Source organism: Labrys monachus (genome assembly GCF_030814655.1).
Classification (GTDB): domain Bacteria; phylum Pseudomonadota; class Alphaproteobacteria; order Rhizobiales; family Labraceae; genus Labrys; species Labrys monacha.
Window position 1 is genome coordinate 846,842 of record NZ_JAUSVK010000001.1, and the last position, 25,729, is coordinate 872,570.

Consider the following 25,729-nt stretch of genomic DNA (forward strand, 5'->3'; position numbering starts at 1 on the left):
CCGCCTATCGCCTGAAGCGCTGTTTCAGGGCGTCGAAGGCCGCCTGGAACACGCCGGTCCCGATCTGGCGGATCAGCGCGGGCTCACGCTCGGGCGGGCATTCGAACTCGGCCTTCCATTCGGCGAAGGTGCGGTTGCCGTCGGTGACCGGCGTCAGCGACAGGCTGGCGACATAGTCCTCGACGCCCATCGGGCTTTCCAGGATGGCGTAGGTGCAGGAGAGGTCGTAGTCGGACAGCGCCAGCAGCCTCTCCCGGATGCGGCCGCCATCCTTGAGGACGAAGTTGCGGATGCAGCCGACCTGGCTCGAGGACGCATTCTGCTCGATGCGGCTTTCGGCGACGAAGGGCGTCCAGCCCGGCAGGCCGTTGAAATCCCTGACCACTTTCCAGACCTCGGCCGCCGGCGCGTCGATCACCGAGGATATATAGACCTTGGGCATCTCGTCCTCGCCGTGTCTCAGTGATCGTTGTCGTCGTCGCGGTCGTCGTCGTTCCTCGCGCCGGCCGGCTGGCCGCCCTTGTCCGCGCCGCCCTTGCCCTCGCGCGTGAGGTTGGCGATGTCCTTGGCGTCACGCAGCACGTCGGTCATCTTGCCGAGCGACCCGCCCTCGATGCCGATCTCCTTCATGAGGTTGTCGATCATCGGCGCCTGGACGCGATAGCGCAGCGCCGAATCGATCACCTCGTCGGTGACGTTGCGCCTGGAGCCCGGGCCATTGCCGTTCATGCCGTCGACATGCAGGATCTTGATGCCGTCGATCTTCTCCATCGGCCGCACGCTCTCGCGCACGATGCCCTCGATGCGGTCGAGCAGCTTCAGGCGCAGGCGGCCCGAACGCGCATCCTGGGACAGCAGGTTCTCGGCCTCGTTGAGCTGGCGGTGCCCGGCGGCATCGACCTCGTAGCGCGCGGCCGCCGCCAGGGCCTGGATCTTCTCGGATTCGGCCAGCGCCGTCGCCTGGATCTTCTGCGCTTCGGCGCGGCTGCGCGCCGCCTTCATCTCGGCGTCGGCGGCCGACACGACACGCAGGGCGTCGCGCTCGGCCTCGCGCTGCGCCCCGATGAGATCGGTGAGCTTGCGGCGCTCGGCGATTTCCCTTTCCCGCGCGGTGAAGGCCTGTTCCTCGGCCTCGATGGCCTTGGCGCGGACCGCCTCCGACGCGGCGATCGCCGAGGAGCGTTCCTGCGACTTCCGGGCGAGGTCGATCGCCTTCTGGATCTCGGCGGCTTCGACCTTGAAGTCATATTCGACGGCCAGCTGGCGCAATTCGCGGTCCTTGACCAGCCGGGCCTCGGCCACGCCGCGTTCGGTGGCGATGCGGGCCTGCTCGATTTCCTGGGCGGAGGCGATCTCGGCCTGCTCGAAAGCCTGCCGCTTGGCGATCTGCAAGGCTTCGAGCTCGCGTTCCCGCGCCAGCCGCATCTCGTCGAGGATGCGCTCCTGCGCGATGCGCTCGGCCTCGGTCTCCTGGGCCGAGACGATCTCGCCGCGGCGCTTTTCCGTCTCGGCCCGCGTCAGGTCGAGCGCCCTGGCGGCGAGGGCGATCTGCCGGTCGAGTTCGGAGAGCTCCAGGGCCTTCCTGCGCTGGATCTCGAGCTCGCTCTGGCCCTGCTCACGGCCGATGCGGGCCCTGTCGAGCTCGGCTTCGAGGGCGATCTGCTCGCGCGCCGTCAGTTCGCGGGTCTTCAGCTCCGCCTCGTCCAGGCTGCGGCGGCGGGCGATCTCGCGCTGCTGGGCGTCTTCCTCGGTCCGGATGCGTTCCTCGGTGATGCTGCGCTCCTGCGCCAGCCGCGCTTTTTCGACCACCTCGCGGGAGATCAGCTGCGCCTGTTCGGCCTCCTGGTCGCGGACGGCGCGCTCGCGGACGAGCTCCGAACGCTGGGTGGCGCGGCGGATCTCGACCTCGCGCTCCTGCTCAAGGCGCGCATATTCGCTCTCCCTGTCGATTTCGAGCACGCGGCGCTGGGTGTCGAGGTTCTGGTTGCGGATGTCGACGAGCGTGCGCTGCTCGATCTCGTTGCGCATCCGGCGGCGCGTCTCGATGGATTCGGTGAGCTGCGTCAGGCCCTCGGCGTCGAAGGCGTTGGACGGATCGAAGAATTCGAGGCTCGTCTGGTCGAGGTCGACCAGGGCGACGCTCTCCAGTTCGAGCCCGTTGGACGCGAGGGATTCGGATGCGAGCTGACGCACCTGGGAGGCGAAGTCGTTGCGCCGCTCATGCATCTCCTCCAGCGTCATCTGCGCGGCGACGGTGCGCAGGGAGCCGGCGAACTTGCCTTCCAGCAATTCGCGCAGGCCGTCGGGCTGCAGGGTGCGCCGGCCGAGCGTCTGGGCGGCGGCGGCGACCAGTTCGCGGCTGGCGCCGACGCGGACGAAGAATTCGGCGATGATGTCGACGCGCATCCGGTTCTTGGTGATCACCGCCATCTGGTTCTCGCGCCGCACCTCGATGCGCAGCACGTTCATGTTGACGGCGGTGATCTCGTGGAGGACGGGAATGACGAAGGCGCCGCCGTTCACCACCACCTTCTCTCCCATGAAACCGGTGCGCACGAAGGCGGTTTCCTTGGTCGACCGCCGGTAGAGCCATCGCAGCACATAGACCGCGACCACGACGAGGATCGCGAGGATGATGAGCCAGAGTATGAAATTGCCGACTACTTGCGCAGCCATCGCACGATCCTCCCGAAAGTGACGCGATCAGCCGAAGGCGACCGACTTGAATTTCCTGGTCTGTTCCGTCAGCGCCCGCTCCGTGGGCAGGCGCTCCATGGAGGAGGCGCCGTAGAAGCCGTGGCAGTTGCGCGTGTTCTTCAGCATGAACGCCGCGTCCTCGGGCTCGGACACCGGCCCACCATGCACGAGGATGATGGCGTCCTTGTTGACGGCGAGCGCCGCCTCCGCCCATGCCTCGACGAGCGCCGGGCCCTGTTCGAGCTTCAGCGCCGTCTCCGCGCCGATCGAGCCGCCGGTCGTCAGGCCGAGATGGCAGACGATGATGTCGGCGCCGGCCTCGGCCATCGCCTTGGCTTCGCCGGCGTTGAAGACATAGGGCGTCGTCAGCATGTCCTTGGCATGGGCGAGGCGGATCATGTCGATCTCCAGCCCGTAGGACATGCCGGTCTCCTCCAGATTGGCGCGGAAGGTGCCGTCGATCAGCCCGACGGTGGGGAAGTTCTGGACGCCGGCAAAGCCGAGGGCCTTCAGCTGGTCGAGGAACGGATCGAACAGGCAGAAGGGATCGGTGCCGTTGACGCCGGCCAGAACCGGCGTCCGCCTGACGACCGGCAGGATTTCCCGCGCCATCTCCATGACGATGTCGTTGGCATTGCCATAGGCGAGCAGGCCGGACAGCGAGCCGCGGCCCGCCATGCGGTAGCGCCCCGAATTGTAGATGACGATCAGGTCGATGCCGCCGTTCTCCTCGCATTTGGCCGACAGGCCGGTGCCCGCTCCGCCGCCGACGATCGGAATGCGGCGCCGTTTCATGTCCTGGAACTTGTCGAGCAGGTCTTTTCGTTCGAAGCGGGCCATTCAGGCTCTCCTTTGCGGCGGGGATGCGATGGCGCGGAACATGTCGACCGCCGCCTTGGCGAAGCCGGCATCGTTGATGTTGCCGGGCACGCGCTGGATGCGGCGCTGGGCCGTCGGCCGCACGGTCCTTTCGATCGCCTCGAACAGGGCCTCGTCGGCGTCGGGATCGTGGAAGGGCTGGCCGGGCGCGTCGAGCAGGGAGACGCCGCCCTGCGGCAGCAGGAAGCGGACGGGCCCGTTCATCTCGTTGAGGCGGCCGCCGATCCATTCCCCGAAGGCGCGGTTCTCGTCGCGCGTGGTGCGCATCAGCGTGACGTTCGGGTTGTGGATGACGAATTTGCGGCTGCGGAACTTCTCGGGGACGGTGTCGCGCGGCCCGAAATTCACCATGTCCAGCGCGCCGACGGAGCCGATATAGGGAAGCCCGGTGCGGATCGCCGCGCCCAGCCGGTCGCGCCCCGCCGCGAAGACGCCGCCGACGATCATGTCGGCGACCTCCGTCGTGGTGAGATCGAGGAAGGCGGAGAGCAGGCGCGAATCGCCGAGGCTCTCCATGGCGCGGCCGCCGATGCCCGTCGCATGGAAGACGAGGCATTCGTAATCGGCCTCCAGATGCCGCGTCACCGCCTGGACGCAGGGCGTGGTCACCCCGAACATGGTGATGCCGACGGCGGGGCGCGCCTGCCGGCGCCGCGCTTCCCAGGCTTCCCCGCTCGGCAGCTGCGCCACCATGCCGGCCATCGCATGCGCGGCATTGCCGAGGATCTGCTCGCTGATCGAGTTCAGCCCCTGCACGTCGGTCACCGAATGGAACATCATGATGTCGGACCCGCCGACATATTGGCCGACATCGCCGGCGGCGACGGTCGAGACCATGATCTTGGGCAGGCCGATCGGCAGGGACCGCATGCCGGCCGTCGCCAGGGTGGTGCCGCCGGACCCGCCGGCCGAGAGGATGCCGCCGATGCCGGGCTCCCTCTCGACCCAGCGCGCGAACGCCTGGGCCATGGCGGTGACGGACGAACCGCGGTCGCCGGACATCACCTGCGCGGTGCCGGCCGGATGCATGCTCGCCACCTGGAGGGCGCTCACCTGCGCCACCGAGGGCTTGCCCGAGGTCGACAGGTCGACCGTGCGCACGGGGATGCCGAGACGGGCGAGCTTCTCGGCCATGAAGAGCAGTTCCTTGCCCTTGGTGTCGAACGTCCCGGCGAGGAGCACGGTGCGGCCGATCCGCTCGGAAAAGGGCATGGCGAACACCGCCCGAGTCTCCGAGGAGGACGCCGATGTCCCCGGCTGCGGCGATGCCTCGTCCGAAGTCCGGCGTATCGCCGAGACCGGGATGTCCCAGCGGTTCGGCAGGCTCGTCACCGGCCGGTAGACCTGGCTGCCGCCGGACGGGAGCGCCGCCGCCGGATCGCGGACGACGCGATAGACCTCGCCGATATCCGCCTCGGCCTGCGCCATCGCGGCGGGCGTCGCGGCGCTGTCCTCCGAATGCCGGCCGACGCCGAGCAGGCGCTGCTGGAGCTCGCGGTCAGCCGCCAGCGCGCGCGCCTCCATGATGCGGTTGATGCGGCCGTTGACCATGATGGCGACGCGGTCGGAGACCGCCGTCGCCACGCCGATGTTCTGCTCGATGACGAGGATGCTCATCTCGCCTTCCGCGGCGAGGTCGATCAGCATCTTCTCGACCTGGTCGACGATGACGGGGGCGAGCCCCTCCGTCGGCTCGTCCATCACCAGCAGCCTGGGATCGCCGAGCAGGGCGCGCGAGATGGCGAGCATCTGCTGCTCGCCGCCGGACAGCTGCGAGCCGCCATTGCCGCGGCGCTCCGCCAGCCGCGGGAAGGTCTGGTAGATGCGTTCGATGGTCCAGTTCGCGTCCCGCCGGCTGCCGGCGGCGAGCCGCAGATGCTCGTCGACGGTCAGGCTCGGCCAGCAGCGCCGCCCCTGCGGCACATAGCCGACGCCGAGGCGATGGATCTCGTGCGGCTCCAGCGACGTGATCTCGCGGCCCGCGACGCGGATGCTGCCGCCGCGGCTGCGCTTCAGGCCGGTGATCGTGTTGCACAGCGTGGTCTTTCCCATGCCGTTGCGGCCGACGACGGAGAGCACGCCGCTCTCCAGCGTCAGCGATACGCCCTGCAGCGCGTGGCTTTCGCCGTAATAGACCTGCAGGTCGTCGATCCTCAGGGCGGCTTTCGCGCTCCGCTCAGCCATGCCCGCCTCCCAGATAGATTTCCTGCACTTCGGGATCGTTCTCGATCTCCTGCGGCGTGCCTTCCTTGAAGAGCCGGCCGTTGTGCATCATCGAGACGTAGTCGGAGACCCTCAGGGCCACGTCGAGGTCGTGTTCGATGATGATGTAGCCGACATGGCGCGGCAGCGCGTTGAGGATGGCGACGAGGTCGCGCCGCTCGGTCGGCGACAGGCCCGCCGCCGGCTCGTCGAACAGGATGAAGCGCGGCGCGCCGGCCAGCGCCAGCGCGATTTCGAGCTGGCGCTGCTGGCCGTGGCTGAGCGTCGCCACCAGCGTGTCGCGATCCGCCTCCATATGGACGGCGTTGAGGATGGACTCCGCCTGCACCCTGTTGACGTCGGCGGCCTTGGGGCGAAGGAGCGAGAAGCGCCGCCGCGACACGCCGCGGCAGGCGAGGAAGACGCTGTCGAGGACGCTCAGGCCCCGGAACAATTGCGAGATCTGGTAGGTGCGCCGCAGCCCCCGCCGGATGCGCTCATGCGCCGGCAGGTCGGTGATGTCCTCGCCGAAGAAGCGGATGGTGCCGGCGCTCGGCAGGAAGTCGCCGCTGATGGTGTTGAACAGCGTGGTCTTGCCCGCCCCGTTGGAGCCGAGGACCGCGCGCCGTTCGCCGGCCGCGATCCGCATGCTCACGCCCGAGACCGCCGCCAGCGCCCCGAAAAGGCGCGTGACGCCGTCGAGCTCTAGCGCATGCGCGCCGCTGCCCTGCAGGCGCGATGCGACGCGGCTTTCGGTGACGGCGGCGGTCCCGGTCATGGCAGGGCTCACGGGCAGCTCGGATTGTCGCGGCCGACGGCCCCGAGCGCCAGGAAGTCCTTTTCGGGGATGCCGAGCGTCTGGTTGACCTGCGGGATGACCTTCACGAGCTTGTTGTAGAGGTTGCCGTCGCTGCCGGCCGTCACTTCCGTCAGGTAGATGTCGGCGATGGCGTTGCGGTTCTTGTCGAGCGAGACCTTGCCGGTCGGCGTGTCGAAGGAGAGCTTGGAGAGCGCGTCGCGCAGCTTGACCCCGCCGTCGGACACATCGTCCTTGACCTCGCCGAGGGCGAGCAGCGTCGCCTTCATGTCCACGTAATAGCCATGCGCGAACAAGGAGGGCGAGGGGAAGGCGTCCGGCTGCTTCTTGTAGGCCGCGACGAAGGCCTTCCAGGCCGGCGTGTCGTTGGTGTCGGCGACCGGGCCGGCGGAGGGCGTGCCGATCAGCACGTCGCGGGTCTTGCCCTTGGAGGTCAGCACCGTCTGGTCGACGGTGATCGAGCCGCCGATCAGCGGCGCCGAGCCGCCCGCCTGCTGGAACTGCGTCAGGAAGTTGACCGCATCGGCGCCGCCCAGCGCCACATAGATCGCGTCGACGTCATCCGGGATGGCGGCGATCACCGAGGAGAAATCCTTGTTGCCGATCGGCACCCAGGATTTGGAGGGGACCTTGCCGCCCGCCTTGCAGAACTCGGCCATGAAGCCGAAGACCTGGGTATAGGGGAACGAATAGTCCTCGGCGACGACGGCGACCCTCTTGTAGCCCTTCACCTGGTAGGCATAGGTGCCGAGGCCGGCCATCCATTGCGCGCCGTCGGTGGAGAAGCGGAAGAAGTTCGGCGCGGGATTGCGCAGCGTGGTGTCCTGGGCGGCCGAGGTGCCGTTGATGAAGGTGACGTTGGGCTGGGTCTTGGCGTAGTCCTTGACCGCGACGCCTTCGTCGCCGGACAGCGGGCCGACGAGCACCTTGACGCCGTCCTGCTCGACGAGCTTGCGGGCGGCGCGCACGGCGCTGTCCGGCGAGGCGTCGGACGAGCCCTTGACGATCTCGATCTTCTTGCCGCCGACCATGCCGCCGACCTCGTCGACCGCCGTCATCGCGCCGCGCATGCCGTCCTCGCCGAGCACGGTGAACGGGCCTTCGAAGGTGGCGAGGACGCCGATCTTGATCGAGGCGTCGTCCGCCAGCGCCAAATGCGGCGACGACAGCGCGGTCGCCATGGCGAGCAGGAGCAGCGTGCGTTTATGGATGTTCATTGGTTCCTCCCTTGTTTTTGATTGGGTCGTTTCCGGGTGTCCGGTTCTCAGGGGCCGGACCGCAGGGACTCCTGTGCGATATGCGGCTTGATCTTTCCCCACAGGCCGAGCAGGCCGTCCGGCGAGACGAAGACGATCACCAGGAAGACTAGCCCGATCAGCGTGTTGAAGCGCTCGGCGCCGACGATGTCGATGGCGAAGGTCTGCATCATCACCACGACCACGGCGCCGAGGAACGGCCCGATCGGATGCCGGATGCCGCCGATGACGGCGATGATCAGCACATTGATGGCGGCCGATACGCCGATCGTCCCGGGCGAGATGCGGCCGTTGAACCAGACGAGCAGCACGCCCGCCAGGCCGGCGATGACGCCGGCCAGGAACCAGGCGAAGATCTTGTGCGCCGTCACGTCGAAGCCGATCGCCCGCATGCGGCGCGGATTGTCGCGGATCGCCTGCAGCGTCAGCCCGAAGGTGGAGCGGGAGCCGTAGAGCACCGCCGCATAAACGAGGGCCGCCATGCCCAGGCACAGATAATAGAAGGCGACGGGGCTGCGCCAGTCGACCGACCAGAAGACCGGCGCCTTCAAGCCGGCAAAGCCCGGGAAGCCGTTGAAAATCGTGTAGTTCTGCTGGGTGAAGTAGAAGGTGGCGGTGGCGATCGCCAGCGTGATCATGATGGTGTAGATGCCCTCGGTGCGCACCGAGATCGCGCCGATCAGCGCCGAGGCGAGGGCGGCGACCAGCACCGCGAAGGGAACGGCGATCCACCACGGCCAGCCGAAGCCGAGCACGCCCGAGCTGTTCTGCCCGAAGATCGCCACCATGTAGCCGGCGATGCCCGCCACCGTCATCTGCGCGAGGCTGACCATGCCGCCATAGCCGGCGAGCATCATCAGCGACAAAGCCAGCATGCCGAAGATGAGCGAATAGCCGCCGATCTGGGTCAGGAAGAAATCGGATCCGATGGCGGGAAAGATGACGAGGGCGACCGCCAGGGCGACATGCGCCGCGCCGAGCCGTTCGAGCCGGCTGCCCGAGGCGGATCGGTCCGCCGGCGTCGAGAGCAGGGTCATCGCGCCCTCCCCATGATGCCCTGGGGGCGGATGGCGAGCGTCACGACCATGATGAGGAAGGTCACCACCACGCCATAGGTGGGGAAGTAGACGAGGCCGATCTGCTCGGCGAGCCCGATCAGCAGCGCTCCGATGGCGGCGCCGGTGATCGAGCCCATGCCGCCGACGATGACGACGACCAGCGAGGCGAGCAGGTAGCGCACATCCTCGCCGGGCGCCACCGACAGGGCGGAGCCGCCGACGACGCCGGCAAAGCCCGCCAGCCCGGCGCCGACGGCGAAGACGACGGCGAACACGGCATGCACGTTGACGCCGGAGGCCGACAGCATGGCGCGGTCGTCCACGCCGGCGCGGATCATCATCCCCACCCGCGTCCGGTTGAGCATCAGCCACAGCCCGACGCCGATGGCGATGGCGGTGAGGAGCACGACGAGGCGGTAGAAGGGGTAATTGAGGAAGACCGCGGCGCCGTTCGACTTCACGGCGGTGATCACCGGCAGCGTCACCGCGCCGTCCAGCCATGCGGGCGTGGCGATCTGGTAGGTCGAGCCGCCCCAGGCAGCGAGCATGAGGTCGGCGGCGACGATGGAAATGCCGATGGTGACCAGCGTCTGGCGCAGGTCGTCGCCCGCGAGCCGGCGGAAGACCAGCACCTGCATGACGACGCCGAGGGCGGCGAGCACCAGGAAGCCGGCGGCGACGCCGAGCAGCCAGTAGCCGGTGCGGGTGGTCACCTCATAGCCGACATAGGCGCCGAGCAGATAGAGCGATCCATGCGCGAGGTTGACGTTGCGCATCAGCCCGAAGACGAGCGTGAAGCCGCTCGCCACCAGGAAATACAGGCCGGCGAGCGTCAGCCCGTTGAGGATGGCGCTGGCGAAGGCCTTCTTCGAGATGAGGACGGCGTTCAGCCAGGCCGGCCAGATGCCCAGCATCAGCCAGAGCAGGAGCGCGCCGGCGAGCAGGCCCGCCAGCCCCCAGGCCTGCGCCCGGCTGAGGCCGCCGCCGGCCGGCAGGCCCGGTTGCGCCGATGTCCTCTGCGGCATGGTCATGCCGTCAGCCGCCGGCGCTGCTCGGTGAGCCGCGGCGCCTTGTGGAACTTGCCGTCCTTCATGATGGCCTGGATGCGGTTCTTGTCCTGCAGGATGCGCACATCGGCGATCGGGTCGCCGTCGACCAGCAGCAGGTCGGCGAGATAGCCCTCCTTGATCAGGCCGAGCTCGTCGCCCATGCCCATGATCTGGCCGCCATATTTGGTCGCCGCCTGGATCGCCTCCATCGGCGAGAAGCCGAGCATCTCGACGAAGGTCTGGATATCCTTGGCGTTGGTGCCCTGCGGCGTCCAGGCGAAGCCGTAATCGCCGCCGATGCAGATGCGGATGCCGCGGCGATGCATCTTCTTCATCGTCTCCACGCACATCGCGAGCTCGCGCTCATATTCCATCGACAGCCGCGAGCCCGGCTTGATGCCCCACTGCTCGGCATGGCGGGCGGTGTTGATCAGCCAGGCGATGCCGGGCGCCACGAAATGCCTGTCCTTGGCGGCTTCCAGCATGTCCAGCGCTTCCTCGTCGGCGAAGGAGGCGTGATAGATGTTGGTGATGCCGTGGCGGATGCATTGCTTGACCGAGCCGGAGGAGCGGGCATGGGCGGACAGCACCTTGTTGCGGCAGCGCGCCTCCGAGGCCGCCATCGCGACCTCCTCCTCCGACATCGGCGTTTCCTCCGCGCCCATGCCGGTGATGGATTCGCCGGAGAGGTTGAGCTTGATGGAATCGACGCCGTATTTGATCAGCTGGCGCACCGTGCGGCGGACCTCTTCCGGCCCGGAGACGACAAGGCCGAGATTGAGGCCTTCATGGGGGATATGCGAGGGCGCGGCATCGCCGAGGCCGCCGACCGTGGTGATTTCGGGGCCGGCGGCGAGATAGCGGGGGCCGGGAAACCGGCCTTCGTTGATGAAGCGCTTGGCGACGACGTCGAGCCGCGGCTTGGCGGCGGCCGCGCCGCGCCCGCCGGTGAAGCCGGCATCGATCACCAGCTTCGCCATCTCCATGGTGACGAGCATGTGCTCCTCGAGCTCCATCATCTGGATGGGGTCGATGCCCGGGGCGTTGTTCCAGGACAGATGCAGATGCGCGTCGATCATGCCCGGCATCAGCGTCGAGCCCATGCCGTCGATCACGGTGGCGCCGCCATAGGATGCCGGAGACGACCCAAAGCGGGAGGTGCCCCGCGTGACCTGCTTGATCCGGTTGCCCTGGATCAGCACTTCGCCGGTATAGGGATATTCGCCGGTCGCATCGAGAATGCGCACATTCGTCAAAAGCGTGCCGTTGCTGCCGTTGCCGGTCCAGCCGTAACTGTCTTCCGCCATGGTCTCCTCCCGGAGGTTCACGCGGGACCATGTCCCTCGCGACCCCTTTTTTTGAGTTCAGCTCCCGTGTTGCTGGAGAAACGCCGCCAGTCTGCGGTTGCTTTCCTGCGCCCGCTCGATCGTCACCCAATGCCCGCAGCGCTCGACCACGCACAGGCGCGCGCCGGCGATCCTCTCCGACAGGATCTGAGCCATGCTGACGGGGGCGACGGGATCGGCGTCGCCCGTCACCAGCAGCGTCGGCGCCTTGATCCGGGACCACTCGGCGGGCTGCGCCGCCGACAGCGCCTCGCAGGTCTTCGCATAGCCCTCGGCCGGCTGCCGCATCACCGATTCCCGCACGAAGGCGACCGCCTCGGGCTTTTCCGCATGCGTGGACGGCGACAGGGTGTTGGCGATGATCTGGTCGGCGATGGCCTCCATTCCCTCCGACCGGGCCTTCTTCGCCCGTTCGATCAAGCCGTTCCTCGCCGCATCCGGCGGAGCGGTCAGGGCGCCGAACAGCGTCAGCGAGGCCACCCTGTCGGGGGTCTCGGCGGCGATGCGCTGGCAGACCAGCGTGCCGAGCGAGTGGCCGACGACATGCGCCCTGCGGATGCCGAGCGAGTCCAGCCCCGAGATGACCGCTTCGGCCAGCCACTCGATGGACAATCTCTCGAACGGCACCGGCGAGCGGCCGGAGCCCGGCAGGTCCGGGCGAACGACGCGGTAGTTGGCGAGAACCGCCATCTGCGGCTGGTAGGTGTTGGACGTGCCGCCGAGGCCGTGGACCATCACCACGGGAAAGCCGTCGCCCCTGACGTCCGCGACAATGGCGCCGCCGGCGATCGAAGCCATCAGGCAAACTCCGCGAACCGGTTTTCCAGCGTGCCGATGCCGTCGATCTCGACGCGCACGACGTCACCGGATTTGAGATATTTCGGCGGGTCGAAGCCGATGCCGACGCCGGAGGGCGTCCCGGTCGCGATGATGTCGCCGGGGCGCAGGGTGATGCCTTCCGACAGCGTGGCGATGATGGTGGGGATGTCGAAGATCAGCAGCGAGACCTTGGAATTCTGGCGCAGATCGCCATTGACGAAGCAGCGGATGCCGGCGTTCGCCAGGTCGAATTCGTCCTTGGAGACGGCCCAGGGACCCATCGGGCAGAACGTGTCCTGCGATTTGCCGATCAGCCACTGGCTGTATTTGCCCTGCAGGTCGCGGGCCGTCACGTCGTTGACGATGGTGTAGCCCCAGACGTGGTCGAGGGCGTTCTCCTTCGAGATGCCGCGGCCCTCCCGGCCGATGATGACGGCGAGTTCGGCTTCGTAGTCGATCGACGACGACACTTTCGCATCGATCAGGACCTTCGCATGGTTCGGGACTACCGAGTCCGGCAGCTTGGAGAAGATGATCGGATTCTTCGGCACCGCGCCCGCGGCGGCACTCGAATCGAAGCCGCTCCTGGCGAATTCATGCGCGTGCTCGTGGTAGTTCTTGCCGACGCAGAAGATGTTGCGGCGGGGGCGGGGAATCGGCGCCTCGATCTCGACCGCGCTCAGGGGAAGGGGCGAGAGGGTCCGCGGCAGGGGGGCGGCGCCGCGGTCGATGACCGCCAAGATGCCGGATCTCGCCGCCTCGACGGTGAAATCGAACGGCGCCACCGTCTGGCGGTCGAGGTCGACAAGGCCGACACGGCGCTCGCCGGCGATCGAAAAGGTCGCAACCCTCACGGTATCTCTCCCTGATCCTTTTTTGGACCATTTTGTAGTCCTTTGAGAAGCAGGCTAGCTTCGATCGACTCGTCATGCAAGCGTATTCCGAGAGGGATTGCCGTGCCGATCGCCTCGGACGGGCGACGAGGGCACGGCGAAGCCCGGTCGGGCAGGCGGTGGACGCATCCTGAAGATGTTGCTATCAATGGTCCAGTATTGGATCAGTTCGGGATTGAATCGGATGCCGAGGCTCGTCGCGGGCGATATCGCCGCCACGCTCAGGAAGCGCATATCGGCGGGCGAATGGAGCGAGAGCGGCAGGATGCCGGCCGAGCGGGACCTCGCCGACGAATATGGCGTGGCCCGCAACACGATGCGCCGTGCCGTCGGCCTCCTCGAGGAGGAGGGAGCGCTGGTCCGCCATGTCGGCCGCGGCACCTTCCTGGTGACGGCCAACCCCCATTCGCTGGCGGGCGCCGTCGCCCGGATGGAAGGCACGAGCCCGGCGGACATGATGGAGATCCGGCTGCTGCTCGAGCCCGCGGCGGCCTCCTTCGCGGCGACGAACGCCAGCACGGGCGATCTCAACGGCGTAAGGGAGGCGCATGCGAGCGCGTCGGAATCGACCGACATGCCGGTCTTCGAGCATTGGGACGCGGAATTCCACAGCCGCATCTTCGCCTGCTCGCGCAATGATTTCCTGAAGGAAATCCACAATGTCATGCGCATCCTGCGCAACCAGTCGCCATGGTTCGAGATGAAGAAGCGCTCGTTTTCCGAGGAGCGGCGGCAGCTCTATTGCGACGAGCACAAGGCCGTCGTCGAGGCTCTCTTTCGCCGCGACCCGGATGCCGCCCGCGAGGCGATGCATGCGCATCTGCTCACCGTCCAGCGAAACCTGCTCGGCCGATGAGTCTTGCCGGCCGAGGGAGGCGGCGAGGATCGCGCTGGCCGGTCGAAACGGAGAGCCGGAGCGGCACGGACAACCCGCGGCCGGTGGATATGCGGCTCCGCTTTGATCCAGATCAATTCCGGCGGTCCGGGGGAACATTCTAATGGCACGATGACCTCGAACCAGACGGAATGCCAGGCATGGAGAAAGCGGACGACCTGATCGATCGGTGCAATCGGCTGATCGGTGAAGGAATGGATTTTCCGATGATCTGGAATTCCTATCTGAAAGGGCATCGGCTGGTGCTCGGGCCACCGATTCAAAGCTACCGCAACGACCAGCCGGTGTTGCGCGTGCCCTTGTTTTATCGCCAGACATTGATTTTCATGGCGTCGGAGGCTCAATTTGCGATTGAGTGAATTGGGCATATTGCGCGGCTGCCGGTGGCGGGGCGTTTGGGGGCGGAATTCGAGAATGCGGACGCTGGGAGTCTTCGACGGTGTAAACGGCACGATCTCCATCATCGAGGACAAGGCGACCGGCGCCCGGCGCTATTACGAAGGCAATGCGTTCCAGAGCCACGCTCTGCCGACCGGCACGAGCTGCTTCACCTATGTCCACCTGATGGACGGCCTGCTGCGCGAGGCCTCCAATATCCTCCTGCTCGGCTGCGCCGGCGGCACGCTCGCCACGATGCTGCATCGGCAGGGCAAGACGGTGACGGTCGTCGACCGCAACCCGCAAAGCTTCGCCCTGGCGCGGGACTATTTCTGGATGCCGAAGGAGATCCGCTGCCAGACCGCCGACTTCCGCGACTTCGTCGCGCAGACGCCGGACCGCTTCGACGGCATCGGCATCGACGTGGGCGGGCCCGGCTTTTCGCCCGAGGCGGTCTTCGATGGTCCGGCCCTGCTCGCCCTGCGCCGCGTCCTGGCCCGGAACGGCCGTATGGCGATGAACATCCTGGTGGAGGACGGCATGGATCCGTTCACGGCCGGGCTGGCCTGCAGCCTCGCAGGCCCTGACCTGAATGCCTGGATCATCGAGGAGGCGAACGAATCGGAGCGCAACGCCATCATCGCCTGCGCGCCCGAGGATCGCCTGCGCCTGGAGCCGCGCTCGATGCCGGCGGCGATCGCCAGGGATGTTTCGAGCTGGTTCGTGCGGCGTCCGCAGCCGGGCGCGGCCAAGAGCTTTCCGCGGGCACCCCTCGGTCTGTTCGGTCGCTCCGTCTGATGCCGCGGGAGCGCCGCGCGGCTACCGGCGATCCTCCCTGTTCCTGGCGCGCCTGATCTCGTAGTCGGCGTTGCGCTTGAGGAAGTCGATCAGCGAGAGCAGCGTCTGCGAGCGCGCGCGGCTGGCCTTCCAGGCCACCCCGACATCCATGGTGGGGATTTCGTCGCTGAGGTCGCAGGTCTCGATCCTCTGGCCCTCCAGCGACCACGGACGGTAGACCATGTCGGACAGGACGGTGATGCCCATGCCGGCGGCGACCATGGTGCGCACCGCCTCGACGGAACTCGTCTGGAAGACCACGTTCGGATGCACGCCGGCCTTCGTCCAATAGCCTGCCTGCGTCTTCATCGCCTCGTCCACGGTCAGCGCGATATAGGGATGATTGACCACGTCGGCGAGCGAGACCTGCCCCTTGCGCGACAATGCGTGCTCGGCCGGAAGCCACAGGCGCCGCTGCGAGCGCACCAGGGTTTCGTGGCCGATCTCGTCCTGATTGCCGAGATTGGAGGTGAGCATGACAGCCAGATCGATGGTTTCGGCCACCAGAGCGGCCTCGATTTCCGGGCGTTCGGCTTCGCTCAGGATGATGTCGATGCCGGGAAAGAGGCGTTGGACGCGGTGGATCAGCGGCATGACGAAATAGCCAGCCACCGTGTAGGTCACGCCGATGCGCACCGCCCCGACGATGCCGGCGGGCGTGTCGACGGCTATCCGGGTCGCCTCGTTCACGGCGGCGATGATCTGTTCGGCGTGGCGCAGGAAATGGGAGCCGGCCGGCGTCAGCGCGACACCGGTCGGCCGCCTTTCCAGAAGGGGCGCGCCGAGCAGGGCCTCCAATTGCTGGATGGCGGCCGTCACGGCGGATTGGGAGACGTTGAGCTCGACCGCGGCCCGGCTCACCTGGCCCAGACGGGCGGCGGCCACGAAATAGCGCGCATGCTTGAAATTGAAGTCCATGACGAGCCGGCAACTCCCGGGCCGTATCTGTTTTCCCGATACGGCATTGTGGAATTGCCATTTAATGAATGTCTAAAGGATGGGCAAGCCTAGCTATTGGGCAGTCCTGCGTCACTGCCATCGCCCGCACCGCCATCCGTGGGGTCGGCGCTTTCGCGCCGGTCCCGCAGGATCATCAGCGTGTTCGTGCCGCTCTGGACGACCCGCCCGTGCTGGTTCACCACGTGGAATCCCAGTTCGACGATGGCGCGGCCGGGATGGCGCGTTTCCCGCTTGCCCAGGACGCTGATCCTGGCGAAGAGCCGGTCGGCGATGAAGACGGGGGCGTCGAACGACCATCGCCAGCCGAGCGATGCCACCGCATGGAACAGGGCCTCCGACTGGTTCTTCAGCCCGTCGACGATGGCGAGCACCAGGAGGCCATGGGCGATGCGTCCGGGAAAACCGAGGTCCCGCGCCGCCGCCTCGTCCATGTGAACTGCGAAAAAGTCGCCCGACAGCGCCGCGAACCGATCGATGTGGCTCTCGGTGATGGTGGCCGGCGGCGTGGCGTACCAGTCGCCGACCTCGATGTCCTCGTAATGATAGCGGCCGCCGGCGAGCTGCCGGCCCGGCGGGAAGGTTGCGGGCGAACTGCTCATGACATTCTTCCGGATCGTTCCGCGCGCGCCGGCACCATGGCGGGCATGACCTTGCCTATCGGCTCTCGTCGGGCGTCGGCGCATCCTCCCGCAGCAATCCCTGCTTTTTCAGCGTGCGCCAGAAATCCGCGGGAATGGGATGGCTGAACCATTCGAGGTTCTTTTCGAGCTGGTCCACGGTTCGGGTGCCGGCGATGAAGGAGGGGATGGCCGGATGGGCGACGACGAACTGCATGGCCGCGGCCGGCAGGGGAACGTCATGGTCCCGGCAGACCTTCTCGATCCTGCGGACGCGCTCCAGGATGTCGGCGGGAGCGGGAACATAATTGTACTTGGCGCCGTCCACGGCGCCGGTGGCGAGAATGCCCGAGTTGAAGCCGCCGCCGATGACGACGGCGGCGTTTCTCTCGACGCAGAGCGGCAGGAAGGAATCGAGCGATTCCTGTTCCAGCAGCGTGTAGCGGCCGGCAAGGAGGAAGCAGTCGAAATCACGCTGCCGAAGCGCCTCCAGACACACCTGCCATTCGTTGACGCCGACGCCGATCGCCTTGACGACCCCTTCCTCGCGCAGCTTCGCGAGAGCGCGCCAGGCCCCGTCCATTGCCTGCCTGAAGACCTCGGGCTGTTCGGCCCCGCGGGTGAACACGTCGATGTCGTGGATGAAGCAGATGTCGATGCGCTCGAGCGCCAGCCGCTGCAGCGAGTCCTCGAAGGAACGCATGGTGGCGTCGTAGGAATAGTCGAACACCATCTCGTTGGCGGCGGCGTTGTTCCATGGCGAGAACTCGATCTGCGAGCGCTTCTTCGGCTTGAGAAGGCGTCCCACCTTGGAGGACAGCACGAAGTCGTCGCGCTCCTTCCAGCGCAGCGAATGGCCGCAGCGCAGTTCCGACAATCCGTGACCGTACATCGGCGCGGTGTCGTAATAGCGAACCCCCGCGTCCCAGGCATGCTGGACCATGGCGTCCGAGGTGGCCTCGTCGATGGGGCGCGAGAAATTGCCGATGGGCGCCGCGCCGAAGGCGAAGGGCGTGACCTCGAGCTTCACGCGGCCGAATCCTACCTTGTCCGAGGGCCTCACCGTTTTCTCCCTTGTAAAGTAACCATATAGTTATTTACATGGCCTATCCGGCACGGAATGGCAAGCGGGAGGAGGGGGAACGTCATGGAAATCTACGACTATGTGATCGCCGGTGCCGGGCCCGCCGGTTGCGTGCTCGCCAGCCGGCTGTCCGAGGATGCGGGGCTGCGTGTCCTTCTCGTCGAGGCGGGCGCCTGGGACCGGCACCCTCTGTTCCACATGCCGGCGGGCTTCGCCAAGATGACCAAGGGTATCGGCAGCTGGGGCTGGTCCACCGTGCCGCAGCGCCATCTCGCCGGACGCGTGCTCTGGTATACGCAGGGCAAGGTCATTGGCGGCGGATCGACGATCAACGCCCAGATCTACACCCGCGGCAACGCCCTCGACTACGATGCCTGGGCCGGCGAGGCGGGCTGCGAGGGCTGGAGCTATCGCGACGTCCTTCCCTATTTCAAGCGCGCCGAGGGCAATGAGCGCTTCGCCGACGACTATCACGGCCATGAAGGCCCGCTCGGCGTTTCCATGCCCCGGGCCACGCTGCCGATCTGCGACGCCTTCATTCGCGCGGCGCAGGAATATGGCATGCCCTATAATTTCGACTTCAACGGCCGCCGGCAGGCCGGTGTCGGCTATTACCAGCTGACGCAGCGGGCGGCGAGGCGCGCCTCGGCGGCGAGCGCCTATCTCCGGCCGGCGATGACCCGGCCGAACCTCACCGTGCTCGCCTCCGCGGAGATCCGCAGGATCGTGGTGGAGGGTGGGCGTGCAACCGGGATCGAAGTCGCCGGCGCCGGCGGGGCCGGGATCATCCGTGCCGAGCGCGAGGTGCTCGTCACCTGCGGCGGCATCGGCTCGCCCCGCCTCCTGATGCTCTCCGGCATCGGGCCCGCAGACCACCTCGAATCGGTCGGTGTCGCCGTCCGGCACGACCTGCCCGGCGTCGGAAGCAATCTCCAGGACCACCTCGACCTCGGGGTCATCTGCGAATGCAGCGGCGACCACAGCTATGATTCCGTCCAGCGCCTCGACCGTACGCTGGTCGCCGGCCTGCAATATCTGATGTTCAGGACCGGGCCGGTCGCGTCCTCCCTCTTCGAGACCGGCGGGTTCTGGTATGCGGACCCGCAGGCGCGCTCGCCGGACATCCAGTTCCATCTCGGCCAGGGATCGGGCATCGAGAAGGGCATCGTCAAGCTGGACAATCCGGGCGTGACGCTGAACTCGGCCTTCATGCGTCCGCGCTCCCGCGGCACGGTGCGCCTGGCCAGCGCGGACAGCCGCGCCGCTCCCCTGATCGACCCGAACTACTGGGCCGACCCCTACGACCGGGAGATGTCGCTGCGCGGCCTGGAGATGGCGCGCGAGATCATGCGGCAGCCGGCCCTGAAGCCGTTCCTCCGGCGGGAAAGCCTGCCGGGACCGGAGGTCCGCAGCCCGTCCGAGCTGTTCGATTTCGCCTGCCGGATGGCCAAGACGGATCACCATCCCGTCGGCGCCTGCCGGATGGGACGGGACGCCATGGCGGTGGTCGCCCCCGACCTGCGCGTGCATGGGCTGGACGGGCTGCGCGTGTGCGATTCCTCCGTCATGCCGCTGATCAATTCCTCCAACACCAATGCGCCGACGATCATGATCGGCGAGAAGGCCGCGGACATGATCCTGGAGAGGCCGCCGCTCCCGTCCGCGACGCTCGACTCCGCACGCCGCATCAGCGGACGCTACGCCGATGCCTGACGGCGCGGGGGCCGGGAAGATGCGCCCGTATCGAGGGGCCGCGCTCCTCGGCCGCCGCTGAGGGCAGAACCGCCGGCGAGGCTCGCCGACAGCGGTTGACACACCATCCGGATAGTGCGTAAATAACTAACTAGATACATAATAAGTGCCATGCGCGGCCGTGCCGTCCTTCGTCGGGCGGCTTCGGGCGTGGCGGGGAGGGGCGATTGAAGATCTTCGGCATGGAACATATCGGCTTCACCGTACCGGACCTCGAAGAGGCCGTCGGCTTCTTCGAAGCGGTGTTCGGCGCGGTGACCGTGATGACCACGGGGCGGGTCGAGGCCGACGGCGAATTCATGCGGCGGCGCCTCGGCGTGCCCGAGCATTGCCGGATCGAGAACATCAAGGTGCTGCGCTGCGGCAACGGCAGCAATCTCGAGATCTTCCAATATTCGGGCGAGACGCAGGCCGCGGCGCTCAAGCGCAACAGCGAGGTCGGCGGCTTCCATCTCGCCTTCCAGGTCGACGATGCCTTTGCCGCGGCCGAGCGCCTGCGCGAGCGCGGCGTCGACGTCCTCGACGGCCCGACGCTGATCGAATCCGGTCCGATGGAAGGCCTGACCTGGCTCTATCTGCGCACGCCCTGGGGCCAGTTCCTGGAGATCGTCAGCCGCCAGGGGTCGCTCGGCTACGAGGCCGCCGGCGGGCCGAAGCTCTGGTCGCCGGTGGCCTAGGGCCAGACGGCGGCGCAGGCCGGCATGCCGTCCCGGCGGCCGGCGAACGCCTCTCATCCGGCGCAGACCGGGAGCGGGCGGATCTTGTCAAACAAAAGTGGAGGAGGCATTTCGATGGGGTTGTGGCGAAAACTGGCTGCGGCGGGCGGGCTTCTGGCCGTGATGGGCAGCACCGCGCTGGCGCAGCAGAAGCCGTTCGAGGGCGTGCAGCTCAAGATGCTGGGCATCGGCGATACGTCGGTCACCCGGCTGGCGAAGATCACGAAGGAATTCGAGGACCTGACCGGCGCGAAGGTGCAGATCGACCAGCTGCCCTATCCGGGCCTGATCGACAAGATCATCATCGAGGCCTCCTCCGACAAGCCGACCTATCAGCTGCTCTGGGTCGACAGCCCCTGGATCGGCATGCTCGGCGAGGCGGGCGCGCTGCAGGACCTGACCGACTACGCCAAGCGTGACGCCGCCGAGATCGGCCTCGACGATATCGTGCCGGTGCAGCTTCAGGAAAACAGCTGGCAGGGCCGCCTGCTCGCCTTTCCGGCTTCCGGCATGATCTGGCACGTGAACTACCGCCAGGACCTCTTCGACAATGCCGACGAGAAGGCCGCGTTCAAGGCGAAATATGGCTATGACCTGGCCGCTCCGACCACCTTCAAGCAGTTCTACGACATCGCCCAGTTCTTCACCCGCAAGAAGGGCGAGATGCTGGCGGGCAAGGTGCTCGACCACGATTTCTACGGCAACGCCCAGTCCTATAGCCGCGTGCAGGGTGCGATCACCCATGATTTCTTCCCGATCATGCGCGCCTTCGGCGGCGATTACTGGGATCCGAAGACCGGGCTGTGCGGGATGACCGGCGAGCCGCAGGTCAAGGCCGCCGAATTCATGAAGTCGCTGGTGCCCTTCAACCCGCCCGATTATCTCGGCCTGATGTGGGACATCCAGTCCGGCTACATGGAACGCGGCGAGACGGCGATCGCCGGCTATTGGAGCGTGCGCACGGTCCGCCTCACCAATCCGGCCGAGGCCAAGCTGCCGACGCTGGGCAAGGCGGGATTCTCCGCCAGCCCGACGGTCGACGGCAAGCCGCAGCCCACCTATACCGGCTCGCTGTCGTTCGGGATCAACGCCAAGGCGTCCGAGCGCGACAAGGAGGCCGCCTGGGCCTTCATCAAATGGGGCACCAGCGAGAAGATCATGCGCCGCCTCGCCGAAGAGGGCTGGGGCATCAGCCAGTTCCGCAAGTCGCTGCTCTCCGATCCCGCCCTGCAGGCCCGGTATCCCTATTACAAGGTGCTGCTCGACAGCCAGGCCAATGCCCGCCGCCGCATCTTCCATCCCTTCTACGCCGACGTCGAAGAGAATTTCGGCGTCGAGCTGAGCAAGTACATGGCGGGCGAGACGCCGACGGCGCTCGAAGCGCTGACCAAGGCCTGCGACGCGGTCAACGCCCGCCTGTCGATGTTCCCGGTCGAAACGCGCCTGCGCTGGATCGACGACGTGCCGGTCGCCGTCCTCAAGCAATAGCGCGGGACCCGTCGCTCCGGCGCCTCCGGCGCCGGAGCATCGAAGACAAGCAAGGGGAGCGTCCAGATGGGCTACGTCACCAGGCGCAACAGGACGATCGCGACGGCATTCCTGCTGCCGACCGTCGCGGTGCTGTTCCTCACCACCATCTATCCGATGCTCTATGCGCTCTATCTGAGCTTCCGGAACTACGACCTGGCCAAGCCCTTCATTCCCCGCATCTTCGTGGGCCTGGCCAATTACAGCGAGGTGCTGACCTCCGACACCTTCCTGCACAGCCTGCTGATCACCTTCAAGCTGATGGCGATGACGCTGGTGGTCCAGTTCGTCCTCGGCGTGGCGATGGCCCTGCTCGTGACGCAGCGCCTGCCCGGCATGGCGGTCATCCGCACGCTGCTGCTGATCCCGATGATGATCTCGCCGGTGATCGTCGGGCTGGTCTGGCTGTTCCTCTATTTTCCCGAACTGGGCTACCTCAATTATTTCCTCGGCATGGTCGGCATCGATCCGATCCCCTGGATCACCAGCACGCAATGGTCCCTCACGGCCATCGCCATCGCCGATATCTGGCAGTGGACGCCCTTCGTGATGATGGGAACGGCGGCCGCGCTGCAGAGCCTGTCGCCGGAGCCTTACGAAGCGGCGCGGATCGACGGCAATTCCAGCGTCGATGTCTTCCTGTACGTGACGCTGCCGCAGCTCAGGCCGGTGCTGATCAGCCTTCTCTTCCTGCGCGCCATCGACGCCTTCAAGATCTACGACATCATCTATGTGCTGACCAAGGGCGGGCCGGGCGACGCGACGGAGACGATCGCACTCTACATCTACCGCCAGAGCTTCACCTTCTGGCGCATGGGCGTCGGCGCCGCCGCCTCCTTCGTCTCGCTGATCGTCATCTCCGTGCTGATCACCCTGTTCTTCAAGTCGATGCAGAAAAGCGCGGCTGCCCGCTAGGGGCCTGGAAGGGATCCAACCCATGCATAAACCCGGTGCCCGCCAGGCGGTCCTGACCTATATCCTGATCGGGGCGATCCTGATCGTCTTCATGGTCCCCATCTACCTGATCCTGGCTTCCTCGCTGAAGCCGTCGGTGGACATGTTCTCGCGGCCGCCGAGCCTGTTCTTCAAGCCGACGCTGCAGCACTATATCGACCTGTTCACACTGCGGCCGTTCGTCTCCAACATCGCCAACAGCCTGATCGTCACCCTCGGCTCGACGGCGTTCAGCGTATCCGTGGGCTCGCTCGGCGCCTTCGCCCTGTCGCGCATCCGGCACCGGCGCATCGACGATGCCGCGTTCTGGATCCTGTCGATGCGGATGTTCCCGCCGATCGCGGTGGTGGTGCCCTATTACATCATCTTCAAGGCGATCGGCCTGCTCGACACGCCGCTGGCGCTGATCATCGTCTATTCGACGGCGAATATTCCGCTCACCGTCTGGCTGATGAAGGGCTTCTTCGACGAGGTGCCCGAGGCGCTGGAGGAAGCGGCCCAGGTGGACGGCTACGGCATCGTCGAGATCTTCTGGCGCATCTCGCTGCCCCTCGCAGCCCCCGGCCTCGCGGTCTGCGCCGTCTTCTGCTTCATCTTTTCCTGGAACGAGTTCCTCTTCGCCCTGATGCTCACCGGCTCGAGCGCGCAGACGGTCACGGTCGCCGTGATGTCGTTCTGGAGCAGCGACGCGGTGCAGTGGGGCCAGATCATGGCCGGCTCCTTCATCATCCTCATCCCCGGCGTGATCTTCGTGCTGACCTGCCAGAAATGGCTCGTCAAGGGACTGACGCTCGGCTCGGTCAAGTAGGCGCCCCAGCCTCGATCCCCCCTGTTACGGAGAAATACCTTGGCATCCGTCTCTCTTTCGAAGGTCGTCAAATCGTTCGGGGCCATCAAGGTGGTGCACGGCGTGGATCTCGACATCCAGGACGGCGAATTCGTCGTCCTGCTCGGGCCGTCCGGCTGCGGCAAGACCACGACGCTGCGCATGGTCGCCGGCCTGGAGGACGTCAGCGGCGGCGAGATCCGCATCGGCGGCGAGGTGATCAACGACAAGGCGCCGAAGGACAGGAAGATCGCCATGGTCTTCCAGAACTACGCGCTCTACCCGCACATGACCGTGCGCCAGAACATGGAATTCGCGCTCAAGCCGCAGAAGCTGTCCCGGCAGGCGGTGGACGGCAAGATCGCCGACGTCGCCGCCATGCTCGGTCTCGAGGCGCTGCTGCAGCGCAGGCCCGCCCAGCTCTCCGGCGGGCAGCGCCAGCGCGTCGCCATGGGCCGCGCGATGGTGCGTACGCCCGAGGTCTTCCTGTTCGACGAACCGCTGTCGAACCTCGACGCCAAGCTGCGCACCCAGGTTCGCATGGAGATCGCCAAGCTGCACAAGCAGCTCGGCACGACGGTGATCTATGTGACGCACGACCAGGTCGAGGCGATGACGCTCGCCGACAAGATCGTGATCATGAAGGACGGCCATATCGAGCAGGTCGGCTCGCCCGAGGAGGTCTTCGCCCATCCGAAGAACGTCTTCGTCGCCACCTTCATCGGCAGTCCCGCCATGAACCTCTTCCACACCAAGGTGGAGGGTACGGACGCCGGCCCGGTCCTGGTCTCGCCCTCGCTGCGCTTTGCGGTCCCCGCCGAATGGGCGGCGAAGCTCCGGCCGGGGGAGGGCGTCACGCTCGGCATCAGGCCGAGCGACATCCGGCTTGCCCGCCCGGACGAGGCCGGCGCGATCGATGCACGGGTGGAGGTGGTCGAATATCTCGGCGTCGAGGCCCTGGTCGACCTGCGCGTGGGCGCACAGGAGTTCATCGCGCAGATGCCGGCCGGCGTGCGGCCGCATCCCGATCAGACGGTCAGGATCGCCTTCGATCCGGCCGGGCTGCATCTTTTCAATTCGCAGAGCGGCCGGGCGCTCTGACGGGCGGCAGGGGGGGACGACATGATCGGCAGGGAAATCATCTTTCCGGGCAAGGGCGTGTTTGCGCTGGCGGCGAGCGGCGACAGCGGACCGCTCGGCCGCAACGAGGTGCGGGGCAGGACGCTGGCGACGCTCGTCAGCCCTGGCACGGAACTCGCCTGGGCCATGGGCGAGAATTTTCCGATCCGCCCCGGCTACGCCGCCGTGTTCGAGGCGGAGGAATGCGGCGCGGATGTGCGCGACGTTGCGGCGGGCACGCGCCTGTTCTGCATGGGGCCGCATCGGAGCTTCCAGCAGGTGGATGTCCGCTACACCCTGCCGGTGCCGGACGGCATGACCGCGCAGACCGCGGCGATCGCCCGCCTGGTCGGGGTTTCGATGACGACGCTGATGACGACGAGGGCGAGGCCGGGGGACGGCGTGGTCATCTGCGGCGCCGGCCCCGTCGGCTATCTCGCCGCCCATATCTTCGGGCATGCCGGATATGACGTGCATGTCGTCGAGCCTGACGCCACCCGGCGCCGGCAGGCCGAGGCATCCGGTCTTGCCACCCACGCCGCCATGCCGCTCGACGATCCCCTGCTGGCCGGCCGGGTCGCGCTCGTCGCCGATTGTTCCGGTCACGAGCAGGCGGTCCTCGACGGCTGCCGCATCGTGCGTCAGCACGGCGAGGTGGTGATGATCGGCGTTCCCTGGCACCGGCGCACCGAGATCCACGCGCATGAGATCCTGCAGGCCGTCTTCACCAATTTCGTGGTGCTGCGCAGCGGCTGGGAATGGGAACTGCCGCTGCTGTCCCGCGGTTTCAAATGGGAGGAACTGCTGGAGGGATACAACAACAGCGCCCAGAGCATCTTCTCGGGTTTCCGCAGGGCCCTGAAATGGCTGGCCGAAGGCCGCATCCCGCTCGACGGGCTGGTGCGCACCCTGTCTCCCGGCGATCCCCAGGCGCTCTACGGCATGCTGCAGGCCCGCGCGATCGAGGAGCCCTTCGTGGTCCTGGACTGGCGCGAACTCTAGGCAGGCGCATTCGCGCGACGGCCGGGCCGGCGCTTGACCGGGATCG

At 66.9% G+C, this 25,729-nt stretch carries 24 protein-coding genes; 10 read left to right on the top strand and 14 right to left on the bottom strand.

Features of this window, described 5'->3' with window-relative positions; all coding sequences use genetic code 11:
* Positions 1-4: 4 nt before the first annotated feature.
* Genes J3R73_RS03735 through J3R73_RS03785 form a run of 11 tightly spaced genes read right to left on the bottom strand, consistent with a single transcriptional unit; the run spans position 5 to position 12,977 of the window.
* Positions 5-442 carry an SRPBCC family protein gene (locus tag J3R73_RS03735; RefSeq protein WP_307422540.1) on the bottom strand — a complete coding sequence of 146 codons (438 nt, stop codon included), beginning with the start codon at positions 440-442 and terminating at the stop codon, positions 5-7.
* A 17-nt stretch (positions 443-459) separates the two neighbouring features.
* Positions 460-2,676 carry a flotillin family protein gene (locus J3R73_RS03740; protein ID WP_307422543.1) on the bottom strand — a complete coding sequence of 739 codons (2,217 nt, stop codon included), beginning with the start codon at positions 2,674-2,676 and terminating at the stop codon, positions 460-462.
* A 27-nt stretch (positions 2,677-2,703) separates the two neighbouring features.
* The gene (locus tag J3R73_RS03745) at positions 2,704-3,537 is read right to left on the bottom strand and encodes a phosphoenolpyruvate hydrolase family protein (protein ID WP_307422547.1); all 834 of its coding nucleotides are present in this window, start codon (positions 3,535-3,537) and stop codon (positions 2,704-2,706) included.
* Positions 3,538-5,760: an ABC transporter permease gene (locus J3R73_RS03750; RefSeq protein ID WP_307422551.1), complete on the bottom strand. Its 2,223-nt coding sequence runs from the start codon at positions 5,758-5,760 to the stop codon at positions 3,538-3,540.
* On the bottom strand, positions 5,753-6,556 hold the full coding sequence (locus J3R73_RS03755; RefSeq protein ID WP_307422554.1) for an ABC transporter ATP-binding protein: 804 nt from the start codon (positions 6,554-6,556) through the stop codon (positions 5,753-5,755). The genes J3R73_RS03750 and J3R73_RS03755 overlap by 8 nt, the downstream gene beginning before the upstream one ends.
* Positions 6,557-6,564: 8 nt before the next feature.
* A complete protein-coding gene (locus J3R73_RS03760) occupies positions 6,565-7,812 on the bottom strand; it encodes an ABC transporter substrate-binding protein (protein WP_307422556.1) in 1,248 nt (415 codons plus the stop codon).
* 47 nt (positions 7,813-7,859) lie between these two features.
* Positions 7,860-8,888: a branched-chain amino acid ABC transporter permease gene (locus J3R73_RS03765; RefSeq protein WP_307422561.1), complete on the bottom strand. Its 1,029-nt coding sequence runs from the start codon at positions 8,886-8,888 to the stop codon at positions 7,860-7,862.
* A complete protein-coding gene (locus tag J3R73_RS03770) occupies positions 8,885-9,940 on the bottom strand; it encodes a branched-chain amino acid ABC transporter permease (protein WP_307422564.1) in 1,056 nt (351 codons plus the stop codon). The genes J3R73_RS03765 and J3R73_RS03770 overlap by 4 nt, the downstream gene beginning before the upstream one ends.
* Complete coding sequence (locus J3R73_RS03775; protein ID WP_307422567.1) at positions 9,937-11,265, bottom strand: metal-dependent hydrolase family protein; 1,329 nt, start codon at positions 11,263-11,265, stop codon at positions 9,937-9,939. Before J3R73_RS03775 ends, J3R73_RS03770 begins: the two co-directional genes overlap by 4 nt.
* A 57-nt stretch (positions 11,266-11,322) precedes the next feature.
* Positions 11,323-12,102: an alpha/beta fold hydrolase gene (locus tag J3R73_RS03780; protein ID WP_307422569.1), complete on the bottom strand. Its 780-nt coding sequence runs from the start codon at positions 12,100-12,102 to the stop codon at positions 11,323-11,325.
* The gene (locus tag J3R73_RS03785; protein ID WP_307422571.1) at positions 12,102-12,977 is read right to left on the bottom strand and encodes a fumarylacetoacetate hydrolase family protein; all 876 of its coding nucleotides are present in this window, start codon (positions 12,975-12,977) and stop codon (positions 12,102-12,104) included. Before J3R73_RS03785 ends, J3R73_RS03780 begins: the two co-directional genes overlap by 1 nt.
* Before the next feature lie 223 nt (positions 12,978-13,200).
* Here J3R73_RS03785 and J3R73_RS03790 point away from each other — a divergent pair, with 223 nt between their 5' ends.
* The 3 genes from J3R73_RS03790 to J3R73_RS03800 all read left to right on the top strand — a co-directional run bounded on the left by J3R73_RS03790 (position 13,201) and on the right by J3R73_RS03800 (position 15,087).
* The gene (locus tag J3R73_RS03790) at positions 13,201-13,872 is read left to right on the top strand and encodes a FadR/GntR family transcriptional regulator (protein ID WP_307422573.1); all 672 of its coding nucleotides are present in this window, start codon (positions 13,201-13,203) and stop codon (positions 13,870-13,872) included.
* A 179-nt stretch (positions 13,873-14,051) separates the two neighbouring features.
* Positions 14,052-14,270: a hypothetical protein gene (locus J3R73_RS03795; protein ID WP_307422575.1), complete on the top strand. Its 219-nt coding sequence runs from the start codon at positions 14,052-14,054 to the stop codon at positions 14,268-14,270.
* Between the two features lie 55 nt (positions 14,271-14,325).
* Positions 14,326-15,087 (top strand): spermidine synthase, encoded by a 762-nt coding sequence (locus tag J3R73_RS03800; protein ID WP_307422579.1) that lies wholly within the window; start codon positions 14,326-14,328, stop codon positions 15,085-15,087.
* 21 nt (positions 15,088-15,108) lie between these two features.
* On the opposite strand, the gene J3R73_RS03805 is transcribed toward J3R73_RS03800, so the two are convergent.
* The 3 genes from J3R73_RS03805 to J3R73_RS03815 all read right to left on the bottom strand — a co-directional run bounded on the left by J3R73_RS03805 (position 15,109) and on the right by J3R73_RS03815 (position 17,766).
* Positions 15,109-16,044 (bottom strand): LysR family transcriptional regulator, encoded by a 936-nt coding sequence (locus J3R73_RS03805; protein WP_307422582.1) that lies wholly within the window; start codon positions 16,042-16,044, stop codon positions 15,109-15,111.
* Between the two features lie 89 nt (positions 16,045-16,133).
* Positions 16,134-16,685 carry a MaoC family dehydratase gene (locus tag J3R73_RS03810; protein WP_307422585.1) on the bottom strand — a complete coding sequence of 184 codons (552 nt, stop codon included), beginning with the start codon at positions 16,683-16,685 and terminating at the stop codon, positions 16,134-16,136.
* 55 nt (positions 16,686-16,740) lie between these two features.
* Positions 16,741-17,766 (bottom strand): aldo/keto reductase, encoded by a 1,026-nt coding sequence (locus tag J3R73_RS03815; RefSeq protein WP_307422588.1) that lies wholly within the window; start codon positions 17,764-17,766, stop codon positions 16,741-16,743.
* An 84-nt stretch (positions 17,767-17,850) separates the two neighbouring features.
* On the opposite strand from J3R73_RS03815, the gene J3R73_RS03820 reads away from it, so the two are divergent.
* From J3R73_RS03820 to J3R73_RS03850, 7 genes are all read left to right on the top strand, one after another.
* Positions 17,851-19,500 (top strand): GMC family oxidoreductase, encoded by a 1,650-nt coding sequence (locus tag J3R73_RS03820; protein WP_307422591.1) that lies wholly within the window; start codon positions 17,851-17,853, stop codon positions 19,498-19,500.
* Between the two features lie 206 nt (positions 19,501-19,706).
* Positions 19,707-20,216, top strand: a complete 510-nt coding sequence (locus J3R73_RS03825; RefSeq protein ID WP_307422593.1) for a VOC family protein — start codon at positions 19,707-19,709, stop codon at positions 20,214-20,216.
* 114 nt (positions 20,217-20,330) lie between these two features.
* Complete coding sequence (locus J3R73_RS03830; RefSeq protein WP_307422596.1) at positions 20,331-21,743, top strand: ABC transporter substrate-binding protein; 1,413 nt, start codon at positions 20,331-20,333, stop codon at positions 21,741-21,743.
* Between the two features lie 66 nt (positions 21,744-21,809).
* Positions 21,810-22,697 (top strand): carbohydrate ABC transporter permease, encoded by an 888-nt coding sequence (locus tag J3R73_RS03835; protein WP_307422599.1) that lies wholly within the window; start codon positions 21,810-21,812, stop codon positions 22,695-22,697.
* Between the two features lie 22 nt (positions 22,698-22,719).
* Positions 22,720-23,544 carry a carbohydrate ABC transporter permease gene (locus tag J3R73_RS03840; protein ID WP_307422602.1) on the top strand — a complete coding sequence of 275 codons (825 nt, stop codon included), beginning with the start codon at positions 22,720-22,722 and terminating at the stop codon, positions 23,542-23,544.
* Positions 23,545-23,583: 39 nt separating this feature from the next.
* Positions 23,584-24,663, top strand: coding sequence for an ABC transporter ATP-binding protein (locus J3R73_RS03845; protein ID WP_307422605.1), 1,080 nt, complete (start codon positions 23,584-23,586; stop codon positions 24,661-24,663).
* A 21-nt stretch (positions 24,664-24,684) separates the two neighbouring features.
* A complete protein-coding gene (locus J3R73_RS03850) occupies positions 24,685-25,683 on the top strand; it encodes a zinc-binding dehydrogenase (protein ID WP_307422608.1) in 999 nt (332 codons plus the stop codon).
* Positions 25,684-25,729 lie beyond the last annotated feature (46 nt).

Coding starts and splice junctions, on each gene's coding strand:
- J3R73_RS03735 (WP_307422540.1), bottom strand. CDS start 442: ATGCCCAAGGTCTATATATCCTCGGTGATCGACGCGCCGGCGGCCGAG.
- J3R73_RS03740 (WP_307422543.1), bottom strand. CDS start 2,676: ATGGCTGCGCAAGTAGTCGGCAATTTCATACTCTGGCTCATCATCCTC.
- J3R73_RS03745 (WP_307422547.1), bottom strand. CDS start 3,537: ATGGCCCGCTTCGAACGAAAAGACCTGCTCGACAAGTTCCAGGACATG.
- J3R73_RS03750 (WP_307422551.1), bottom strand. CDS start 5,760: ATGGCTGAGCGGAGCGCGAAAGCCGCCCTGAGGATCGACGACCTGCAG.
- J3R73_RS03755 (WP_307422554.1), bottom strand. CDS start 6,556: ATGACCGGGACCGCCGCCGTCACCGAAAGCCGCGTCGCATCGCGCCTG.
- J3R73_RS03760 (WP_307422556.1), bottom strand. CDS start 7,812: ATGAACATCCATAAACGCACGCTGCTCCTGCTCGCCATGGCGACCGCG.
- J3R73_RS03765 (WP_307422561.1), bottom strand. CDS start 8,888: ATGACCCTGCTCTCGACGCCGGCGGACCGATCCGCCTCGGGCAGCCGG.
- J3R73_RS03770 (WP_307422564.1), bottom strand. CDS start 9,940: ATGACCATGCCGCAGAGGACATCGGCGCAACCGGGCCTGCCGGCCGGC.
- J3R73_RS03775 (WP_307422567.1), bottom strand. CDS start 11,265: ATGGCGGAAGACAGTTACGGCTGGACCGGCAACGGCAGCAACGGCACG.
- J3R73_RS03780 (WP_307422569.1), bottom strand. CDS start 12,102: ATGGCTTCGATCGCCGGCGGCGCCATTGTCGCGGACGTCAGGGGCGAC.
- J3R73_RS03790 (WP_307422573.1), top strand. CDS start 13,201: ATGCCGAGGCTCGTCGCGGGCGATATCGCCGCCACGCTCAGGAAGCGC.
- J3R73_RS03795 (WP_307422575.1), top strand. CDS start 14,052: ATGGAGAAAGCGGACGACCTGATCGATCGGTGCAATCGGCTGATCGGT.
- J3R73_RS03800 (WP_307422579.1), top strand. CDS start 14,326: ATGCGGACGCTGGGAGTCTTCGACGGTGTAAACGGCACGATCTCCATC.
- J3R73_RS03805 (WP_307422582.1), bottom strand. CDS start 16,044: ATGGACTTCAATTTCAAGCATGCGCGCTATTTCGTGGCCGCCGCCCGT.
- J3R73_RS03810 (WP_307422585.1), bottom strand. CDS start 16,685: ATGAGCAGTTCGCCCGCAACCTTCCCGCCGGGCCGGCAGCTCGCCGGC.
- J3R73_RS03820 (WP_307422591.1), top strand. CDS start 17,851: ATGGAAATCTACGACTATGTGATCGCCGGTGCCGGGCCCGCCGGTTGC.
- J3R73_RS03830 (WP_307422596.1), top strand. CDS start 20,331: ATGGGGTTGTGGCGAAAACTGGCTGCGGCGGGCGGGCTTCTGGCCGTG.
- J3R73_RS03835 (WP_307422599.1), top strand. CDS start 21,810: ATGGGCTACGTCACCAGGCGCAACAGGACGATCGCGACGGCATTCCTG.
- J3R73_RS03840 (WP_307422602.1), top strand. CDS start 22,720: ATGCATAAACCCGGTGCCCGCCAGGCGGTCCTGACCTATATCCTGATC.
- J3R73_RS03850 (WP_307422608.1), top strand. CDS start 24,685: ATGATCGGCAGGGAAATCATCTTTCCGGGCAAGGGCGTGTTTGCGCTG.